Consider the following 18,721-nt stretch of genomic DNA (forward strand, 5'->3'; position numbering starts at 1 on the left):
TACCGTCGTTGATCGTGACGGACCCCTTGCAGCCCCTCGTCGATCTTCCAGGCGTACGCGCCGCCGCCGATCATGCGCGCGACGCTCTGGGTGAGGTTCATCGGCACAAGACCAACCGTCGCGGTTGGCCCACCACTGCCGCCGAAGCCGCGGTTCGCGCTGCGCGAGCCTCCGCTTCATTGGCCGGTGGCACCACCGAATTGCCGGCCGAGGGCATGGCCGGTGACCCGATTCTCGCGGGTGCTCTGCGGGTAGCTCAGGCTCTGGACGGCGACAGCCTTCCGCTCATGGAGTCGACGTGGAAGCGCGCCCCACTGCAGGCTCTGGCCCGGCTGCACCTGTTGGCCGCGGCGGACCTCGTCGAGGACGCGGATCAACTGGGACGGCCACGGTCGGACCGCGGCGTGGGGGAGCGCTTGGACGCTCTCGCCCAACTCGTCACCGGAGGAACCAGTGCACCGGCGCCGGTTCTGGCAGCCGTCGTACACGGAGAACTCTTGGCGCTGAGCCCGTTCGGCACAGCTGACGGCATCGTCGCCCGCGCGGCCTCACGTCTGGTTGCGGTCTCGTCGGGGTTGGATCCGCACAATCTCGGGGTCCCCGAGGTCAGTTGGCTTCGGCGGCCGCAGGCGTACACGGACGGCGCGGCAGGATTCGCTTCGGGAAACCCGGCCGGCGTCGGCAGTTGGGTGATCCTGTGCTGCGGTGCGCTCGAAGCCGGTGCGCGAGAAGCGACTTCGATTGCCGACGCAGCTACCGGGTAGTCCGGGACAATTGCCCCTGTCGGAACATAACGAACGGGCGGCGCTGCCGATAAATCGACTTCGCCGCCCGTCAGCACGGACTACTCGTTACCAAGCGTGCTCGGTGGGTTGTGTGGGTGGCCTCGGCGAGGGATCGCACTTTCTGAGGTCGTCCCCGCAACCTGTGTGGGGTCCTCGCTCAAATTGAACGAATCTCGCAGGCCCACAACGCTTCTGCCCTTATAGTGGCTTGTGCTCCGCGTGGGTGCCCTAGTGCCCGTGCTAGGAATTTCAGTTGGGGAAACGGTCCTTCTCTTCCGAGCCGTTCCTGGCCTTCCGTTCTTCCGTAACTCCTTTGTACCCTGTGTCCGGGCTCACAGCAAGTACCAATTTTTGTTTGTGGGCCTTGGATTTCAGCGTTTCCGACGTAGTAGCCCGAAGGTCATGGCGCCGGCCACCACAGCTGCGATTCCCACCGCGGCAGTAGTGGCCACCGTCGTCGTGGATTGGGCCGACAGCCGCGCACGAAGTGAGACTGGATTCGAGAAAGTCAGTATGGGCCAACCGTTTACGGCTGCTTCCTTGCGCAATGCGCGATCGGGGTTGACCGCGGTGGGATGTCCGACCGCCTCGAGCATGGGTAAATCGGTCACCGAGTCGGAGTAGGCGTAACTGGCGGCGAGGTCGTAGCCGTCCTCGGCGGCGAGTTTTTCCATCGCCTCGACCTTGCCCGGACCGTAGCAGTAGAAGTCGACCTCGCCGGTGTAGTGGCCGTCTTCTTCCCTCATCGACGTCGCGACGGAATGGGTGGCTCCGAGGGCGCGGGCGATCGGTGCGACGATCTCTTCACCCGAGGCCGACACCACGATGACGTCGTGTCCACGCAGCTTGTGATCTGCGATCAGATCGGCCGCCTCGGCGAAGACGAGTGGGTCGACGATGTCGTGCAGAGTTTCCGCGACGATGGCCTTCACCTGCTCCACGTCCCAACCCGCACACATCGCCGTCAGGTGTTCGCGCATGCGCTCCATCTGATCGTGATCGGCGCCGGACAGTAGGAACAGGAATTGTGCATAGCTGCTCTTGAGAACCGAGCGTCGATTGATCAGACCCTGGGCGAAGAATGGCTTGCTGAACGCCAGGGTGCTCGACTTCGCGATGATCGTTTTGTCCAAATCGAAGAAAGCGGCTGTCCGCCCGGTATTCAGTCCGTTCGAAGGCTTGTCGGTCACAGGAATGAGGATAGTCCGACAGGCGGTTCGGGTGCTCCTCGGCAAGCATCCTCTTTCGGCGAAAAACAGCAGTTCAGTGCAGCTCAGGCTTGCGTTTCTCGCCGATGTCGGGTGTAAGATCGTTGCTGTTCGATTCGTTCGAACTAGTTCAGCCCGACCCCCCGGGGCTGAACTCAGACGGCCCCCGCCTCCTCCCCCCATTGGCGGGGGTCGTCCTCTGTCTCAGGCCCGTTTCTCCACAACTTCGTAGTTGTCCACAGGGTCGTTCACCGCACTGTTTTCGGTGCCCGTGCTCGTTCAGGCTCTGCAGTCATGAACACGACGATCAATTCCCGGGAAACCGGCGCTTGCATTCTGGTTCTCGTCGACGACGCGAAGGTCCTCGCGAGTGTGCGACGCGTCGCTGCCGCGGTGGACCGCCGTCTGGACGAGGCCGAGCATCCCGTGTCCCGGCAACAGTGGAACCGCGCTTCGGCGGTCGTATTGGACGCGTCGGCTGCGCGAGATGCTCTGGCTCGTTCCCCGAGGCGAACGCGAGTGTTCCTCGTATGCGACGGCACACCGACCGTCGACGATTGGAAGAGCGCCACAGCGATCGGAGCCGACAGCGTTCTGTCTCTGCCCGAAGAGGAGAACGCGTTGGTCGCAGTTCTGGCCGACCACGTCGACGTGGGTGGCGACGGCACCGTCGTGAGCGTGGTGGGTGGTTGTGGCGGCGGCGGAGCCTCGGCAACTGCGGCGGCTGTCGCGCTGACGTCGGCGGCGCGTCACGTCCCGACGCTCCTGGTGGACGTCGACGCGCTCGGTTCCGGCGCCGACGTCCTGTTGGGTATCGAGACGGCCCCCGGATTGCGCTGGGGTGCACTGACCGTCGAGGGCGGACGGTTGGCACCGGATGCGCTGCGTGATGCGTTGCCGGCAAAGGGAAAGTTCTTGAGGGTTCTGGCGAGCAGTCGACGTGAGATCGACGGTCCGACGGTGACCGCTGTTCGCGCCGTGCTGGACGCAGGTCGCAGATCCGGCGGACTCGTGGTCTGCGACCTGCCGCGTCACCCCAGCGAAGTCGGCCAGGCTGTACTGGAGATCTCTGATTTTGTCCTCGTCGTGGTTCCGGCCACCGTGGCCGCGTGTGTCGCTGCCGAGAAGGTCGGGGCCTGGGTGATGCGACACAACTCCAACGTCGGACTCGTCGTGCGTGGGCCGGCGCCGGGAGGGCTACGCGGTGCCGATGTGGCAGACATGCTCGGCCTGACCCTGACTGCCGTCATGCGTGGCCACCGTTCGCTGGCACCGATGCTCGAGCGCGGCGGCCTCGAATTGACCCGTGGTTGTCCGTTGAGTGTGGCGGCAGCAGCGGTACTCGATGCCGTTGAATCCGGAGCACGCCCGCGCAGGGCTGCGGCATGAGTGCGTTGGTCACGGCCGAACTGCTCGACCGCGTTCGCGAGCGATTGACGGCGTCGTCGGTCGCCGAGCCGACGGCAGCCACCGTTGCCGATGCCGTACGAGCCGAGTCCTCCGGCGTTCTGGCGGACACCGACCTGTTGGAGGTCGTCAGGGTGCTCCAGACGGAACTGACGGGCGCGGGGCCGCTCGAACCCCTGCTGCACGAACCCGGTGTCGCCGACGTACTGGTGACCGCACCGGATCAGGTCTGGGTGGACCGCGGGGTCGGCCTCGAAAGGTCAGCGGTGCGGTTCACCGACGAGGCAGCTGTGCGTCGACTGGCGCAACGGTTGGCGTTGTCGGCAGGTCGACGCCTCGACGACGCCCAACCGTGGGTCGACGGGCGCCTGCGGGGCGTCGGCGACGGGCACTTCGGGGTGCGACTGCACGCCGTACTGGCACCGGTGGCCCAGGGCGGAACCTGCGTGTCACTGCGAGTGCTGCGGCCGGCGACACAGGGCCTCGACGCGCTGTGCGCTCACGGCGCGGTCGAACCGGACGCGCGCGAACTCCTGAATCACATCATCTCTTCTCGCTTGGCTTTTCTGGTGATCGGCGGGACTGGCGCGGGAAAGACCACGTTGTTGTCCGCAATGCTCGGCGCCGTCGACCCGCGCGAGCGAATTGTCTGCGTCGAGGACGCGGCCGAACTCGCACCGCCGCATCCGCACGTCGTCCGCCTCGTGGCACGAGCTCCCAACGTGGAGGGCGTCGGAGAGGTGACGGTGCGCGATCTGGTTCGGCAGGCTCTGCGGATGCGTCCCGATCGCATCGTCGTCGGTGAGGTCCGCGGCGCGGAGGTGACGGATCTGCTCACGGCGATGAACACCGGCCACGACGGCGGGGCCGGCACCGTCCACGCCAATTCGCCCGAAGAGGTGCCGGCCAGGCTCGAGGCGTTGGCTGCGCTCGGCGGTATGGATCGCCACGCGTTGCACAGTCAACTTGCCGCGGCGGTTCAAGTGATCCTGCACGTCCACCGGTTGTCAGACGGATCGAGGCGTCTCGAACAGATCGGCGTCATCGACCGCAGTGCGGACGGATACGTGCGAATCATGCAGGCGTGGCCGGACGGCGGTTCGGGTCGTGAGCGGCTCGAGCGGATGTTCAGGCTTCGCAATCGGGAGGTCAGAGCGTGACAGTTTCCCTCTTGGTCTTCGCGTTGGCGGTCTCGATTGCGCCGGTGCGGGATTCACGAGCTCGGCTCGCGACATACAACCCGAGTATCCACAAGCCCTCCCGGCAAATTCCATGGGACTTCGTCGCCGCATTTCTCGCGATTTCGGCCGCGTGGGTTCTCGGAGGTCTTTCGGCAGGGTGCGCGGCGGTCGTCCTCGTCGGAACACTGATCTTTCGTGGCCGACGCACGAAGGCGGCCGAAAACCGGGACCTCTCACAGAAGATGCTGCTCGCCGGTTTGGAGGTGCTGATCGCCGAGTTGAGCGTCGGCGCACATCCTGCAGCGGCCAGTTCTGTTGCAGGCGAAGAATGTACCGGCGAAGTGAGCGCGGTGTTCCGGTCCGCTGGGGCGAGGGCGCGTCTCGGCGGTTCTGCCGCAGCGGCCTTCGTGGTACCGGATTCCGGCATCGAGCGTGAGTTCTCCCGCATCGGATCCGTCTGGCGGGTCGCAGACCAACACGGGCTGGCTCTGGCGGAACTACTCGGCGCCGTCCGGACGGACATGTTGGGACGTAGACGCTTTCGTCAACGCACCGAAGCCGGGTTGGCGGGCGCTCGGGCGACCGCTGCGGTGCTGGCCTTTCTCCCGCTGTTGGGGATCGGTCTCGGACAGTTGATGGGTGCGTCGCCGTTGCGCGTGCTGTTCGGAGGCGGGCTCGGCGGAGTACTCCTCGTGATCGGAACCGCTTGTGTCTCAGCTGGTTTGCTCTGGACTGATCAGATAACTGCAAAGGTGACGTCGTGAACTGGGTGTCGGCGGTGATGATCGCATTGGCGCTCGTGGTCGTTCCCGATCGTCGTGGTGCTTCGGCCAGGGTGGCAGGGGTACTCCTCGCGAGCACGACGACGGAACCCGAGGCTCCAGTAGCGGACAAGCTGGATCCACTGGCGGTAGCAGCAAGCCTCGATCTTCTCGGAGCTTGCCTACGCGCTGGGCTTCCCGTCTCCGCCGCGATCACTGCGATGGCGGCGACCGCGCCGAAACCGATGGCCGACTCGCTTCGCCGCGTCGCCGACCTTCTTGCGCTCGGCGCCGATCCCGACGCAGCGTGGAGCGAGTCCGCTCTCGATCCGGATACCGAAGCCCTGGCCAGGATGGCCCGGCGTTCGGCGCGTTCGGGTTCGTCGTTGTCCTCGTCCATGACCGAGCTCGCCGAGCGTAGTCGCGGTGAGGCCGAGGATCTGGCGGCTGCCGCTGCCGAACGCGCGGGAGTGTTGATCAGCGGCCCACTCGGGCTGTGTTTCCTGCCCGCCTTCATCGCCTTGGGCATCGTCCCGGTGGTGATCGGGCTTGCCACGACTGTGCTCGGTAACGGCCTGCTGTGAGCCGGATCCGAGTGAAAGCTCCTGCGGCAGAAGTGCTGCCACAGGTTTCGATTGAAGGGGGAGAAATGATTTCGAAGACGTTGAGGTCGGTGTCAGCCAGATTTGCCCTGTTGGTTGCCGAGGACGACGGCATGTCCACCGCGGAGTACGCGATCGGCACCATCGCTGCCGCGGCGTTCGGAGCCGTCCTGTACACCGTGGTCACCGGTGACTCCATTGTCTCGGCACTGACGGGCATCATCGACAAGGCTCTCAAGACGGCGGTGTGATGTTGTCCACGAGAGGTATTCGGCAAGCCGACGACGGAGCCGTGACGGTGGAGGCCGCGATTGCTCTGGCTTCGATCGTCACTGTGGTCGTGCTGTGTATCGGCGGTGTACTCGCGGTGTCGATGCAGGTTCGGTGTGTTGACGCCGCTCGTGAGGCTGCACGTCTGGTGGCGCGTGGTGATCGTGAGTCTGCGGTTGCCACGGCCCGTCGGATCGCACCCGAAGATGCGTCGATCTCGGTGGAGATCGTGGACGGCTTTGCGGTGGCCGTTGTCAGCGCCGAAAGTACGTTGCTGCCGTTGGTCGACATTTCTTCCGAGGCGGTGGCAGCAGTGGAACCGGGGGTGGAGGAGGGGTGAACCTACGTGACGACGAAGGTGTTGCCACGGTTCTGGCATGCTGCATTCTGGCGGCGATCGTGCTGGTGACCGGCGGGATACTGCATGTCGGGTCCGCGGTGGTGGCCAGGCACACGGCGCAGTCGGCGGCTGATCTTTCGGCCCTTGGCGGGGCGGGCGCCTTGGACGGCGGTGACAAGGCGGCGTGTGAGATGTCCGCGGTGATCGCGGAGCGGATGCGTACGGTGCTCGAGGAGTGCGATGTCCAGGGGTGGGATCTAGTGGTCGAGATACGCGCACCGGTGTTGTTGTCGGGCTTCGGGATCGGCGATGCGCAGGCTTTCGCTCGTGCGGGTCCGGTCGGCTGATCGTGTCTCAGCTGATTGTATCGATGACGGCGGTCAGAACCTTCACCGCGCCGTCTTTGTCGAGTGGGTCGTTTCCGTTGCCGCACTTGGGTGAATAGACGCAGGACGGGCATCCGTGAGCGCACTCGCAGGACAGTATGGCGTCGCGCGTCGCGGTGAGCCACCGTGACAGTTCGCTGTGCCCCCGGTCGGCGAACCCGGCGCCGCCGGCATGACCGTCGTAGACGAAGACCGTCGGGAGTCCGGTGTCCGCGTGCATGGCCGTCGATACTCCGCCGATGTCTCCGCGGTCGCAGATCGCCACCAGTGGCAGAAGTCCGATCGCGGCATGTTCGGCGGCATGCAGTGATCCGGGGAACCGCTCGGGCGGCACCCCGATGGATTCGAGGAGTTCCAGTGTGACCGTGTACATCACTGCCCTGGTGGGCAAAGTGTGTGCGGGCATGTCGAGTTCGATCGAGTCGAGGACTTCACCCGAAGTCAACCGTCGTAGGTACCCGACGACTTGGTGTGTCACCTCGACCTGGACGAGAGCGACGGCGATGTCGCCGTAGTTCTTGTGCTCGAGTTGTTCGGTGATCGTGATTTCGGTGGTCTCGCGGGCCGAGGTGGTCCAGTCAGGATTCTCGGTGTGTACCAGTGCGAGTCCGACGTCGAGGTCCAGTTCGTCGACGACGTAGGTCTCGCCTTGATGGATGTGCACGGCACCAGGATGAACTGTGGCGGGAGCGCGGCCCGCGTCGACAGTGCCCAGCATCCGGCCGGATTCACCGTCGACAATGGCCACTTGAGTTCCGATACCGCCGCGAATGTCCAAAGAGCCGTGGGGGTTCGAATCAGCGGTGACGAACCATCCGTGCTTTCGGCGTCGGATCTTGCCTTCCTCCGACAGTCTGGTCAGAACCTCGAGTGCCCCGAATACGTCCACCTCGGCATCGGAGAGTGGGAGTTCCATTGCTGCGCAGAGAAGTTGTGGTCCCAGAACGTACGGATTTCCGGGATCTGTCACCGTCGCCTCGACGGGTTTGTCCAGTACTGCCGACGGATGATGAACGAGGTAGGTGTCGAGTGGATCGTCGCGGGCGATCAACACGACGAGTGAACCCTCCCCGCGTCGCCCGGAGCGACCGGCCTGCTGCCAGAACGACGCGACGGTGCCCGGGAAGCCTGCCACGACAACGGCGTCGAGGCCTGCGATGTCGACGCCGAGCTCCAGTGCGTTGGTGGTGGCTGCGCCCAGCAGTGTGCCGTCGGCGAGTGCAGCTTCAAGTTCGCGTCGGTCCTCGGCCAGATATCCGGCGCGATACGACGCGACTCGCTCGGCGAGGTCCGGGTCCACCTCGGCGAGTAGACGTTTGGTGGCCATCGCGGTCAGCTCGGCGCCGCGGCGGGAGCGAACGAAGGTGAGAGTGCGGGCGCCCTCGATCATGAGGTCGGCCATGATCCGCGCAGCTTCCGCACCCGCGGGACGTCGTACCGGGCTACCGTTTTCGCCGGTCAATGCTTCGAGCAGCGGCGGTTCCCACAGTGCGACGGTACGTGGGCCGTGCGGCGATCCGTCTTCCGTGACCTCGGTGCAGTGGGCGCCGATCAGTCGCGAGGCTGCCGCGCCGGGATCTGCTGTGGTTGCGCTGGCCAGGATGAAGGTGGGCTCGGCGCCGTAGCGGGCCGCAATCCTGCGCAGTCGCCGGATCACGAGCGCGACGTTCGATCCGAAGACTCCCCTGTAAGAGTGGCATTCGTCGATGATCACGTATTTCAGGTTGCGGAAGAAGTGCGCCCATCGCTGATGGGTCCGGAGCAGTGAAATGTGGATCATGTCGGGGTTGGTGAAGAGCCAGCGCGAGTTCTCGCGCGCCCAGGTGCGGAGTTCTTGCGAGGTGTCGCCGTCGTACGCACTGGCGTTGGTGCTGCGAAGTTCGACGTCGAAGTCGGTGAGGGACAGCACCGCTCGCAGTTGATCCGAGCCCAGCGCTTTGGTGGGGGAGAGGTAGAGGGCTGTTGCGAGCGGATCGGTTGCCATGGCCGTCAGCACCGGGAGTTGGTATGCCAGAGACTTACCCGACGCGGTACCGGTGGCTACGACCACGTGTTTTCCCGCGTACGCGAGGTCGGCGGCCTCACTCTGGTGGATCCACGGGGACCGCACGCTGTGCTCGGCGAGCGCACGTACGACGCTGGGGTGCACCCATTCCGGCCATTCGGTGAACTCGGCTACGCGAGCAGGTAACTGCGCGGTGAACATCAGTGGTTTTTCGCTTCCACTGACCCCGGCGACGACGCGATCGAGCAGCATCTGCCCGTAGGTCTCGCCAGGCTTCCCTCCCGGGGCGGGGATCGGGGAAGGTGCGTTCACGTGACTCTCCGGGCTCGGCGTTGGGGTGTGGCGGCAATCGGAAACTGTCGCTACCTGCAGTTTTGATGATACGCAACGGTCGGCGGTCTTGGTGGAACCGGGTGCTCGGCGCGCAAGCGGGAAACCACGATCGTGGGCTGTTTTTCTCGTAGCGAACTTTTAACGTTTTTAGTTCCCTTTTCGACTGTTGTGCACGCGGAGAACATGGTTGACTGACAATCGGTCGCAGCTTCTGTGTTCGTAGGCTTGAGAAAGTGCACGCTCGCAGGATCGTTGTTGCGGGCGCGGTGCTCTGCCTTTCCTGAGGGGGAAATAAAGACGTACAGCGGTCGGAACCGGCCCGGTGGACTGTAAGGGCTGTTCACCGAATCCGGTGTTAGAAAGAGAAGGAAAAGCATGGCACAGGGCACTGTGAAGTGGTTCAACGCTGAAAAGGGCTTCGGCTTCATCGCTCCCGAAGACGGTTCCGCAGACGTCTTCGTTCACTACTCCGAAATTCAGGGCAACGGCTTCCGTACCCTCGAGGAGAACCAGCGTGTGGAGTTCGAGGTCGGCCAGGGCACCAAGGGTCCCCAGGCTACCGGCGTTCGCGCGGTCTGATTTTTCCGCTCACTTGCTGAGCGAATAGTTCGGACAGTATTTGTCCCCCATTGCATCTGTGCGGTGGGGGACAAATCTTTTCGGTGCACGCAAGTACCTTCTCCACCCGGAGCGAATACACGCAGCTGTTCGACCTCGGCCGGTCGTCTAGGCCGTCACTACCTTCGTGGCTTACGTTTCACTCTGTGAGCCAACTGTCCTTTTTCTCTGCCGAGTCGATTCCACCTGCCGTGACGGACCTTGCCGGAATGCTGGCCGGACCAGGTCAGGTCGTGACCTCGGAGGATCGTGCCCGAATCTCGATCGTCGTGGATCGGGACTGGCGAGCGCAGGCCGTTGCCGAGTTGATCGCGCAGTGCGGACTCGGGGCCGAGGTGACGCGCAGTGAAGAAGGCAGCCCACTGGTCCGCACTCAGTCGACGCCCGCACTCCTTCCGCTGTCCGTGCAGTGGACCAAGGGAGCTGTGAAGGCGGTGCCGGTCGGTTGGGTACCGAACTCTCGCCAACTTCGGGTGTGGGCCGTCGCGGCCGGCAGGCTCGAAGAAGGCGGCGAGCGATTCGTGTTCGGCCTCGACCCCCATGCCAAGGAGACACACGCACCGCTGGCTCAGGCCTTGATGAGGGTTGGTATCGCGCCGACTCAACTGGGTAACCGGACACCGGGTCCGGGGCTCCGTGTGTCGGGAAAGAAGAGACTGACAAAGCTCGTCGAATACCTCGGTGAGGCGCCGAAACACGTCGACACTTCGGTCGCCTGGCCGCACGTCTGACAGTGCTCTTGCCTCGCGTCCGACGGTGCTCATGCCGCGTGTCCGACGGAGCCCATACTGTACTGATCTGCACGAATGTCTTGCGGGTATGTCACTCTGTAAAGAGAGACACGGGGTATAACTTGCTCCACACGTCTAGTTCTGAAGATCTGCCGACGGCAGTGAACGTCCAAAGGAAGGCTCGGGCAGCAGGTGGCTAAAGCGGACAACGGCAGCGGTCAGGGAGCGTCCGGTAACCCTCGTCGCCTCGTGATCGTCGAGTCACCGACCAAGGCGCGCAAAATCGCTCCCTACCTCGGTAAGGACTACGTCGTCGAGGCATCGGTCGGTCACATTCGCGACCTGCCGCGAGGCGCAGCAGACGTTCCGGCCAAGTACAAGGGCGAGTCATGGGCCCGTCTCGGCGTCAACGTCGATCACGACTTCGAGCCGCTCTATGTCGTGAGCCCGGAAAAGAAGGGCAAGGTCGCCGAACTCAAGTCTCTGTTGAAGGACGCCGACGAACTCTTCCTCGCAACTGACCCCGACCGCGAGGGCGAGGCAATCGCCTGGCATCTCCTCGAGACTCTCAAGCCCAAGATTCCGGTTCGTCGAATGGTCTTCCACGAGATCACCGAGCCGGCAATCCGTGCTGCGGCCGAAGACACCCGCGAACTCGACACCGACCTCGTCGATGCTCAGGAAACCCGCCGTATCCTCGACCGTCTCTACGGTTACGAGGTCAGCCCGGTTCTCTGGAAGAAGGTCATGCCGAAGCTCTCGGCCGGCCGCGTCCAGTCGGTGGCCACTCGCGTCATCGTCCAGCGCGAACGCGAGCGCATGGCGTTCAAGTCGGCGTCGTACTGGGATATTTCCGCGACGCTCGACGCCGGTGCAGAGGCCAGTCCGCGCAGTTTCGGCGCACGCCTGGTCTCCGTCGACGGTTCGCGTGTCGCCTCCGGTCGCGATTTCGGAGCTGACGGAAAGCTCAAGGGCAGCGCGGTCACCGTGCTCGACGAGGCGTATGCGCGTCGTCTCGCGGAAGCGTTGCAGGGTGTCGACCTCACGGTGTCGTCCGCCGAGGACAAGCCGTACACCCGTAAGCCGTACCCGCCGTTCATGACGTCGACGCTCCAACAGGAAGCCGGACGCAAGCTTCGTTTCACGTCCGAGCGCGCCATGCGTATCGCGCAGCGTCTGTACGAAAACGGCTACATCACTTACATGCGTACCGACTCGACGACGCTCTCGGAGTCGGCGATCGCTGCCGCTCGAGCGCAGGCCACCGAGTTGTACGGTCCGGAATACGTGCATCCGACGCCGCGTCAGTACACCCGCAAGGTCAAGAACGCGCAGGAAGCGCACGAGGCGATCCGCCCCGCCGGCGACGTGTTCCAGACCCCGGGTCAGCTGCACTCCAAGCTCGATTCCGACGAGTTCAAGCTGTACGAACTGATCTGGCAGCGCACCGTCGCTTCACAGATGGCCGACGCCCGCGGTACGACGTTGACGCTCCGCATCTCCGGCACGGCAGGCACCGGCGAGGACTGCACGTTCTCCGCTTCCGGTCGCACCATCGTGTTCGCCGGCTTCCTCAAGGCTTACGTCGAAAGTGTCGACGAAGAGGCCGGCGGTCAGTCCGACGACGCCGAATCCAGGCTTCCGGTACTGGTCAAAGGCCAGGAAGTCAAGGCCACCAAGCTCGATCCGGACGGGCACAGCACCAACCCGCCCGCTCGCTACACAGAAGCCAGCCTGATCAAGACGCTCGAAGAACTCGGCATCGGCCGTCCTTCGACTTACTCGTCGATCATCAAGACCATTCTCGATCGCGGATACGTCTATAAGCGTGGCAGCGCGCTGGTTCCGTCCTGGGTGGCGTTTGCCGTCATCGGACTGCTCGAGGTGCACTTCGGCCGGCTGGTCGACTTCGACTTCACGGCAGGAATGGAAGACGATCTCGACGCGATCGCCGGCGGCCGCGAGCAGCGTGGCAACTGGCTGAGCAGCTTCTACTTCGGCGGCGAGACAGGCGCAGAAGGTTCGGTGGCCCGCGAGGGCGGGCTGAAGAAGATGGTCGGTGTCAACCTCGAGGAGATCGACGCTCGCGAGGTCAACTCCATCCGTCTCTTCGACGACGCCGAGGGCCGCGAGGTTCACGTGCGCGTCGGCCGGTTCGGCCCGTATCTCGAGCGCATGGTTCAGAATCCGGATGATCCCGAAGGCGATCTGATCTCGCAGCGGGCCAATCTTCCCGATGACCTGCCGCCGGACGAGCTCACCCCCGAGTACGCCGAGAAGCTGTTCTCGACGCCTCAAGAGGGCCGCAAGCTGGGCGTCGACCCACTGACGGGCCACGAGATCGTCGCGAAGGAAGGCCGCTTCGGTCCCTACGTGACCGAGATCCTGCCCGAGCCTCCGGCCGAACCGGAACCGGACATCGTTCCCGTTCCCGAGCCGGAAGAAATCAGTTCGGGCAGTACCAAGACTGCGGTGAAGAAGGCCGCGGCCAAGAAGGCGCCGGCGAAGAAGGCTGCCAAGAAGGTCGCGGGCCCCAAGCCTCGGACGGGGTCGTTGCTCAAGTCCATGGACCTGGCGACGATCACCTTGGAAGATGCGCTTCGTCTGTTGTCGCTTCCTCGCGTCGTGGGTGTCGACCCCGAATCGAAGGAAGAGATCACTGCGCAGAACGGCCGTTACGGTCCGTACCTGAAAAAGGGCACGGACTCGCGCTCGCTCGCCAACGAAGAGCAGATGTTCACCGTCACGCTCGACGAGGCGCTCAAGATCTACGCCGAGCCGAAACGTCGTGGGCGTCAGGCGTCGGCAACGCCTCCGTTGCGTGAGTTGGGTGTCGATCCGGTCAGCGAGAAGCCGATGGTGATCAAGGACGGCCGTTTCGGTCCGTACGTCACCGACGGCGAGACCAACGCCAGCCTTCGCAAGGACGACGACGTCGAATCCATTTCCGATGCTCGTGCGTCGGAGTTGCTGGCTGATCGTCGTGCTCGTGGCCCGGTCAAGAAGAAGGCAGCAGCCAAGAAGGCTCCGGCGAAGAAAGCCGTTGCCAAGAAGACTGCCGCCAAGAAGGCCCCGGCAAAGAAGGCAGCTGCCAAGAAGGCTCCGGCGAAGAAGGACTCGTAGGGCTTCGTCGGTGCCGACGGTTAGGGTTTTTGCATGAGTACTGAAGTGGCCGAACGAGGTGTGTTCGGTCGGCTGGTGGGTCAGCACGACGTCGAGAAAAGTCTGCGTGATGCTGCACTGTCGGCTCGCGGCGATTCCAGCGGCTCGGAAATGACTCACGCGTGGCTGTTCACCGGGCCACCTGGCTCGGGTCGTTCGGTTGCTGCTCTCTGCTTCGCCGCAGCCCTGCAATGCACCTCTGAGGGTGTACCAGGGTGCGGTGAGTGCCATGCGTGTACGACGACGATGGGTGGAACCCACGGTGACGTACGACGGATCATCCCTGACGGCCTGAGCATCAGCGTCAAAGGCATGCGCGAGATAGTCAACATCGCTTCGCGTCGGCCGACGACGGGCCGGTGGCAGGTCATCGTGGTCGAGGATGCCGATCGATTGACCGAGGGCGCGGCCAACGCACTCCTGAAGGTTGTCGAGGAGCCACCGGACCGCACGGTCATCCTGCTCTGTGCGCCTACGACCGATCCGGAAGACATGTCTGTCACCTTGCGCTCGCGGTGCCGGCACATGCCGTTGGTGACGCCGTCCGTCGAATCGATCGCTCAGGTGCTGATCGACCGCGACGGCCTGGATCCGGAGCGGGCGAGAATCGCCGCATCGATAAGCGGCGGACATGTCGGTCGGGCTCGGCGCCTTGCTACTGACGAGAGTGCGCGGGACGAGCGTCAGCGTTCGTTGCGGCTAGCCGCAGACGCGATCGGTGCGTCGACGGCCTACAAGGCCGCCGAGAACCTGGTGAAGTCGATCGAGGCCGACACCAAGGCGTTCTACGCCGAACTCAAGGAACAGGAACTCGAAGAGCTCAAGGTCTCGTTGGGCGGCGGTGGTACCGGCAAGGGAACGGCCGGGACTCTGCGCGGATCGGCTGGTCTGATCAAAGACCTCGAAGCGCGTCAGAAATCGCGTGACACGCGGGCCCGCCGCGATCTCCTCGACCGGACCCTGATCGACTTGGCCGGCATGTACCGGGACGCACTTTCCTATTCACTGGGGTCGACGTCGACGGCGACCCATCCCGACATGGCTCGTCAGGCTGCCGAGTTGGCTGCCCGAACGTCCCCGGAGGGGTTGCTGAAGTGCATCGAAGCCGTGCTCGAATGCCGTGAGGCTGTCGACTTCAACGTCAAGTTGCAGTGGGCGCTCGACGCGATGGTTGCCTCCATCGGAGCCGCTTTCCGACCCCCGTTTTCGCGATCCGGGGGTTGACCAGATAGACTCGCCACCGCCGAAAGGCACGCTGCCTTAGCTCAGTCGGTAGAGCATTTCACTCGTAATGAAAAGGTCGAGAGTTCGATTCTCTCAGGCAGCTCGGCCAAGAGCCCCACACCCGGAAATCCGGATGTGGGGCTCTTGGCGTTTGTTCCCAACTCTTACGTATTTGCGGTTTATCCTGATTCTGGCGAACACGTGCCTGAGCAGGGGAGACTTCGATGTCGGATCAGAACTGGGGATCGGGCCAACCACCGCAGAATCCGCCGCCATACGGGCAGATGCCGCCGATGCCGCCGCAGGGCTATCAGTCACCGACGCCCGCCTATCCGTACGCAACATGGATCTCTCGTGTTCTTGCGTCAATCCTCGATGGCCTTGTCGTTCCGCTTCCGGGCGTCATCCTCGCGATCATCGGGGCGGTGATCGCGTTCTCCGGATCCGAAGTGACCACCTACGACGACGGCAGCGTGAGCGCTGAGGGCGGCAATCCGGTCGGCGTGATCGTCATGGTCGTCGGCATACTGGCCATCTTCTTGATCGAGGTGTGGAATCTCGTCTTCAGACAAGGAAACACCGGACAGACGCTCGGCAAGAAGTGGCTGGGGATCTCTGTGATTCGGGAGTCCGACGGCGTACCTCTCGGGCCGGTGGTGGCGCTGCTTCGTTGGGTCTTGATGGCGATCCTGGGTGGCGCCTGCTTCCTCAACTATCTCTGGCCGCTCTGGGACTCGAAGCACCAGTGCTGGCACGACATGGTGGTTCGATCGGTAGTCGTTCGGGCGAGCTAGTCGTTGCCGGGGTCTCTTACAGTGGGTGCCATGGAGTTGGAAGCGGTGGCAAGTCGACGACGCGCGCTGGTCGCACCCGTCGGTGTCGCCGCCGTGGCCGTGACGGCCGCCGCCGTTCTCCATTTCCGCGATCCCCACAGTGCGGGTAGTTACGGCGTTTGTCCGATGTACGCGTTGACGGGATTGTGGTGCCCGGCGTGTGGCGGCCTTCGTGCGGTCAATGACCTGACTAATCTGGATCTTGGTGCCGCAGTGTCCAGCAACATCTTGATCGTGCCGTTTGTCGCGGTATTGGTGATCGCGTGGATCGGTTGGACAGTGCGCCGCTGGAAAGGCACGCGGGATCGCATGATCGTGCTTCGGCCGACCGTGACGATTGTGGTGCTCGGAGTTCTCGTTGCATTTACGGTTGTTCGAAACACCCCGTGGGGGAGCTGGCTCGCGCCGGCGTGACGGTAAGAGGTCGACATGGCAATGCAGGTTTTTTCGCTCATCGTTCTGCTCGGCGCGCTGATCATTCTGATTCCGACGGCACGACGTGTCTTCGGTAAGAAGGACGACGAGTAGGCCTCGACAACTGGCGCGGCGGGGAACATGCTGGCGGTATGGCGGATTCGTTGAAAGCTCGCGTCAAGGAGAAGCTGCTGCGGCAACTCGCCGAGGACGGTCGGCACCCGATCCAGGAAGCGGAGGGTGACGATCCCCGGTTGGTTTCGATCAACGACGACCTCGAAGCCTTGGAACAGGCCGAAGAAGGCGATCCGATCGTCGAAGAACTGGCCGAGAGGTACTGGGTTCCGTGAAGTTTACCGACTGCAGTGCTCTGACCTGGCGATTTGGTGTTGTGTTGATCTTCGCGTAACTTTGTCCAGGTCAGAGCGACACGGACACCGACTCCCACCTGCGAGGGTGAGTGACACGAGGTTGTACGAAGTGCCTGGCGAACACAATCCAGTTTTTCTTCACGGGGTTCCGGTTTGCGCCGGTGACCTGGTTGGGATAGGCTGGAAAAGTTGCCCCGGAGCGGCGGCCATAGGGTCGTGGTGATGGTGTGTGTGTGTTCTTTGAGAACTCAACAGTGTGTCGATGAATGTCAGTGCCAAAATTTTTTTGGTACTTCACATCCGCGAATGATCAACCGCCTCTTGGGGTTTGGTTGGTTTGTGTGTGGTGTGAGTATTTTTCGTCGGTGATTGTTCATTCTTCCGTCTGAATGGTTGCCGACACATTTTTTGCTAGTTGAGTTTTTTTGCTAGTGATTTGACTCTTTTTGTCTATGACTGATTAGCAGTTTCGGCTGTGAATCTAGAGTCTTCAACGGAGAGTTTGATCCTGGCTCAGGACGAACGCTGGCGGCGTGCTTAACACATGCAAGTCGAGCGGTAAGGCCTTTCGGGGTACACGAGCGGCGAACGGGTGAGTAACACGTGGGTGATCTGCCCTGCACTTCGGGATAAGCCTGGGAAACTGGGTCTAATACCGGATATGACCTCCTATCGCATGGTGGGTGGTGGAAAGATTTATCGGTGCAGGATGGGCCCGCGGCCTATCAGCTTGTTGGTGGGGTAATGGCCTACCAAGGCGACGACGGGTAGCCGACCTGAGAGGGTGACCGGCCACACTGGGACTGAGACACGGCCCAGACTCCTACGGGAGGCAGCAGTGGGGAATATTGCACAATGGGCGAAAGCCTGATGCAGCGACGCCGCGTGAGGGATGACGGCCTTCGGGTTGTAAACCTCTTTCAGCAGGGACGAAGCGCAAGTGACGGTACCTGCAGAAGAAGCACCGGCTAACTACGTGCCAGCAGCCGCGGTAATACGTAGGGTGCAAGCGTTGTCCGGAATTACTGGGCGTAAAGAGTTCGTAGGCGGTTTGTCGCGTCGTTTGTGAAAACCAGCAGCTCAACTGCTGGCTTGCAGGCGATACGGGCAGACTTGAGTACTGCAGGGGAGACTGGAATTCCTGGTGTAGCGGTGAAATGCGCAGATATCAGGAGGAACACCGGTGGCGAAGGCGGGTCTCTGGGCAGTAACTGACGCTGAGGAACGAAAGCGTGGGTAGCGAACAGGATTAGATACCCTGGTAGTCCACGCCGTAAACGGTGGGCGCTAGGTGTGGGTTCCTTCCACGGAATCCGTGCCGTAGCTAACGCATTAAGCGCCCCGCCTGGGGAGTACGGCCGCAAGGCTAAAACTCAAAGGAATTGACGGGGGCCCGCACAAGCGGCGGAGCATGTGGATTAATTCGATGCAACGCGAAGAACCTTACCTGGGTTTGACATATACCGGAAAGCTGCAGAGATGTGGCCCCCCTTGTGGTCGGTATACAGGTGGTGCATGGCTGTCGTCAGCTCGTGTCGTGAGATGTTGGGTTAAGTCCCGCAACGAGCGCAACCCCTATCTTATGTTGCCAGCACGTTATGGTGGGGACTCGTAAGAGACTGCCGGGGTCAACTCGGAGGAAGGTGGGGACGACGTCAAGTCATCATGCCCCTTATGTCCAGGGCTTCACACATGCTACAATGGCCAGTACAGAGGGCTGCGAGACCGTGAGGTGGAGCGAATCCCTTAAAGCTGGTCTCAGTTCGGATCGGGGTCTGCAACTCGACCCCGTGAAGTCGGAGTCGCTAGTAATCGCAGATCAGCAACGCTGCGGTGAATACGTTCCCGGGCCTTGTACACACCGCCCGTCACGTCATGAAAGTCGGTAACACCCGAAGCCGGTGGCTTAACCCCTTGTGGGAGGGAGCCGTCGAAGGTGGGATCGGCGATTGGGACGAAGTCGTAACAAGGTAGCCGTACCGGAAGGTGCGGCTGGATCACCTCCTTTCTAAGGAGCATTCTCCAACACAACGTCCACACAGGTGGATGGTTGGTTGGCAGAGCCTGTTTCGGATCCATTTGTGGTCCGG

17 protein-coding genes, 1 tRNA gene and 1 rRNA gene are annotated in these 18,721 nt (G+C 63.0%); 17 read left to right on the forward strand and 2 right to left on the reverse strand.

The window, feature by feature from the left end:
* Positions 1–14 precede the first annotated feature (14 nt).
* Positions 15–764, forward strand: coding sequence for a hypothetical protein (locus ACSW29_RS04110; RefSeq protein ID WP_020905979.1), 750 nt, complete (start codon positions 15–17; stop codon positions 762–764).
* A 392-nt stretch (positions 765–1,156) separates the two neighbouring features.
* On the opposite strand, the gene ACSW29_RS04115 is transcribed toward ACSW29_RS04110, so the two are convergent.
* Entirely contained in the window at positions 1,157–1,975 is an 819-nt protein-coding gene (locus ACSW29_RS04115) for an HAD-IB family hydrolase (RefSeq protein ID WP_230816499.1), read from the reverse strand.
* A 312-nt stretch (positions 1,976–2,287) separates the two neighbouring features.
* Here ACSW29_RS04115 and ssd point away from each other — a divergent pair, with 312 nt between their 5' ends.
* The 7 genes from ssd to ACSW29_RS04150 all read left to right on the forward strand — a co-directional run bounded on the left by ssd (position 2,288) and on the right by ACSW29_RS04150 (position 6,901).
* Positions 2,288–3,382 carry a septum site-determining protein Ssd gene (gene ssd, locus ACSW29_RS04120; RefSeq protein WP_230816498.1) on the forward strand — a complete coding sequence of 365 codons (1,095 nt, stop codon included), beginning with the start codon at positions 2,288–2,290 and terminating at the stop codon, positions 3,380–3,382.
* A complete protein-coding gene (locus ACSW29_RS04125; RefSeq protein WP_448276561.1) occupies positions 3,379–4,560 on the forward strand; it encodes a TadA family conjugal transfer-associated ATPase in 1,182 nt (393 codons plus the stop codon). Before ssd ends, ACSW29_RS04125 begins: the two co-directional genes overlap by 4 nt.
* Complete coding sequence (locus tag ACSW29_RS04130) at positions 4,557–5,345, forward strand: type II secretion system F family protein (protein ID WP_347875579.1); 789 nt, start codon at positions 4,557–4,559, stop codon at positions 5,343–5,345. The genes ACSW29_RS04125 and ACSW29_RS04130 overlap by 4 nt, the downstream gene beginning before the upstream one ends.
* Positions 5,346–5,362: 17 nt before the next feature.
* Positions 5,363–5,926, forward strand: coding sequence for a type II secretion system F family protein (locus ACSW29_RS04135; RefSeq protein WP_448277400.1), 564 nt, complete (start codon positions 5,363–5,365; stop codon positions 5,924–5,926).
* A gap of 65 nt (positions 5,927–5,991) precedes the next feature.
* On the forward strand, positions 5,992–6,195 hold the full coding sequence (locus tag ACSW29_RS04140; protein WP_230816494.1) for a DUF4244 domain-containing protein: 204 nt from the start codon (positions 5,992–5,994) through the stop codon (positions 6,193–6,195).
* On the forward strand, positions 6,195–6,554 hold the full coding sequence (locus ACSW29_RS04145; RefSeq protein WP_317826497.1) for a TadE family type IV pilus minor pilin: 360 nt from the start codon (positions 6,195–6,197) through the stop codon (positions 6,552–6,554). Before ACSW29_RS04140 ends, ACSW29_RS04145 begins: the two co-directional genes overlap by 1 nt.
* Positions 6,551–6,901: an Rv3654c family TadE-like protein gene (locus tag ACSW29_RS04150; protein WP_448276562.1), complete on the forward strand. Its 351-nt coding sequence runs from the start codon at positions 6,551–6,553 to the stop codon at positions 6,899–6,901. Before ACSW29_RS04145 ends, ACSW29_RS04150 begins: the two co-directional genes overlap by 4 nt.
* Before the next feature lie 7 nt (positions 6,902–6,908).
* Here the strand turns inward: ACSW29_RS04150 and ACSW29_RS04155 are convergent, their stop codons facing one another.
* On the reverse strand, positions 6,909–9,197 hold the full coding sequence (locus ACSW29_RS04155) for a DEAD/DEAH box helicase (RefSeq protein ID WP_448277401.1): 2,289 nt from the start codon (positions 9,195–9,197) through the stop codon (positions 6,909–6,911).
* A gap of 456 nt (positions 9,198–9,653) precedes the next feature.
* On the opposite strand from ACSW29_RS04155, the gene cspE reads away from it, so the two are divergent.
* From cspE to ACSW29_RS04200, 9 genes are all read left to right on the forward strand, one after another.
* Positions 9,654–9,857 (forward strand): transcription antiterminator/RNA stability regulator CspE, encoded by a 204-nt coding sequence (gene cspE, locus ACSW29_RS04160; protein WP_003946117.1) that lies wholly within the window; start codon positions 9,654–9,656, stop codon positions 9,855–9,857.
* A 185-nt stretch (positions 9,858–10,042) separates the two neighbouring features.
* Positions 10,043–10,627: a hypothetical protein gene (locus ACSW29_RS04165; protein ID WP_003946106.1), complete on the forward strand. Its 585-nt coding sequence runs from the start codon at positions 10,043–10,045 to the stop codon at positions 10,625–10,627.
* 192 nt (positions 10,628–10,819) lie between these two features.
* Positions 10,820–13,750, forward strand: a complete 2,931-nt coding sequence (gene topA, locus ACSW29_RS04170; RefSeq protein ID WP_448276563.1) for a type I DNA topoisomerase — start codon at positions 10,820–10,822, stop codon at positions 13,748–13,750.
* A gap of 33 nt (positions 13,751–13,783) precedes the next feature.
* Positions 13,784–15,013, forward strand: a complete 1,230-nt coding sequence (locus ACSW29_RS04175) for a DNA polymerase III subunit delta' (RefSeq protein ID WP_230816490.1) — start codon at positions 13,784–13,786, stop codon at positions 15,011–15,013.
* 30 nt (positions 15,014–15,043) lie between these two features.
* A tRNA-Thr gene (locus tag ACSW29_RS04180) sits at positions 15,044–15,116 on the forward strand.
* Positions 15,117–15,237: 121 nt separating this feature from the next.
* Positions 15,238–15,807 (forward strand): RDD family protein, encoded by a 570-nt coding sequence (locus tag ACSW29_RS04185; protein ID WP_448276564.1) that lies wholly within the window; start codon positions 15,238–15,240, stop codon positions 15,805–15,807.
* A gap of 30 nt (positions 15,808–15,837) precedes the next feature.
* A complete protein-coding gene (locus ACSW29_RS04190) occupies positions 15,838–16,260 on the forward strand; it encodes a DUF2752 domain-containing protein (protein WP_230816488.1) in 423 nt (140 codons plus the stop codon).
* Between the two features lie 152 nt (positions 16,261–16,412).
* Complete coding sequence (locus ACSW29_RS04195) at positions 16,413–16,610, forward strand: hypothetical protein (RefSeq protein ID WP_003946112.1); 198 nt, start codon at positions 16,413–16,415, stop codon at positions 16,608–16,610.
* Between the two features lie 511 nt (positions 16,611–17,121).
* Positions 17,122–18,639: ribosomal RNA gene (locus ACSW29_RS04200) — 16S ribosomal RNA — on the forward strand.
* Positions 18,640–18,721: the final 82 nt, after the last annotated feature.

The organism is Rhodococcus sp. GB-02, assembly GCF_053470465.1.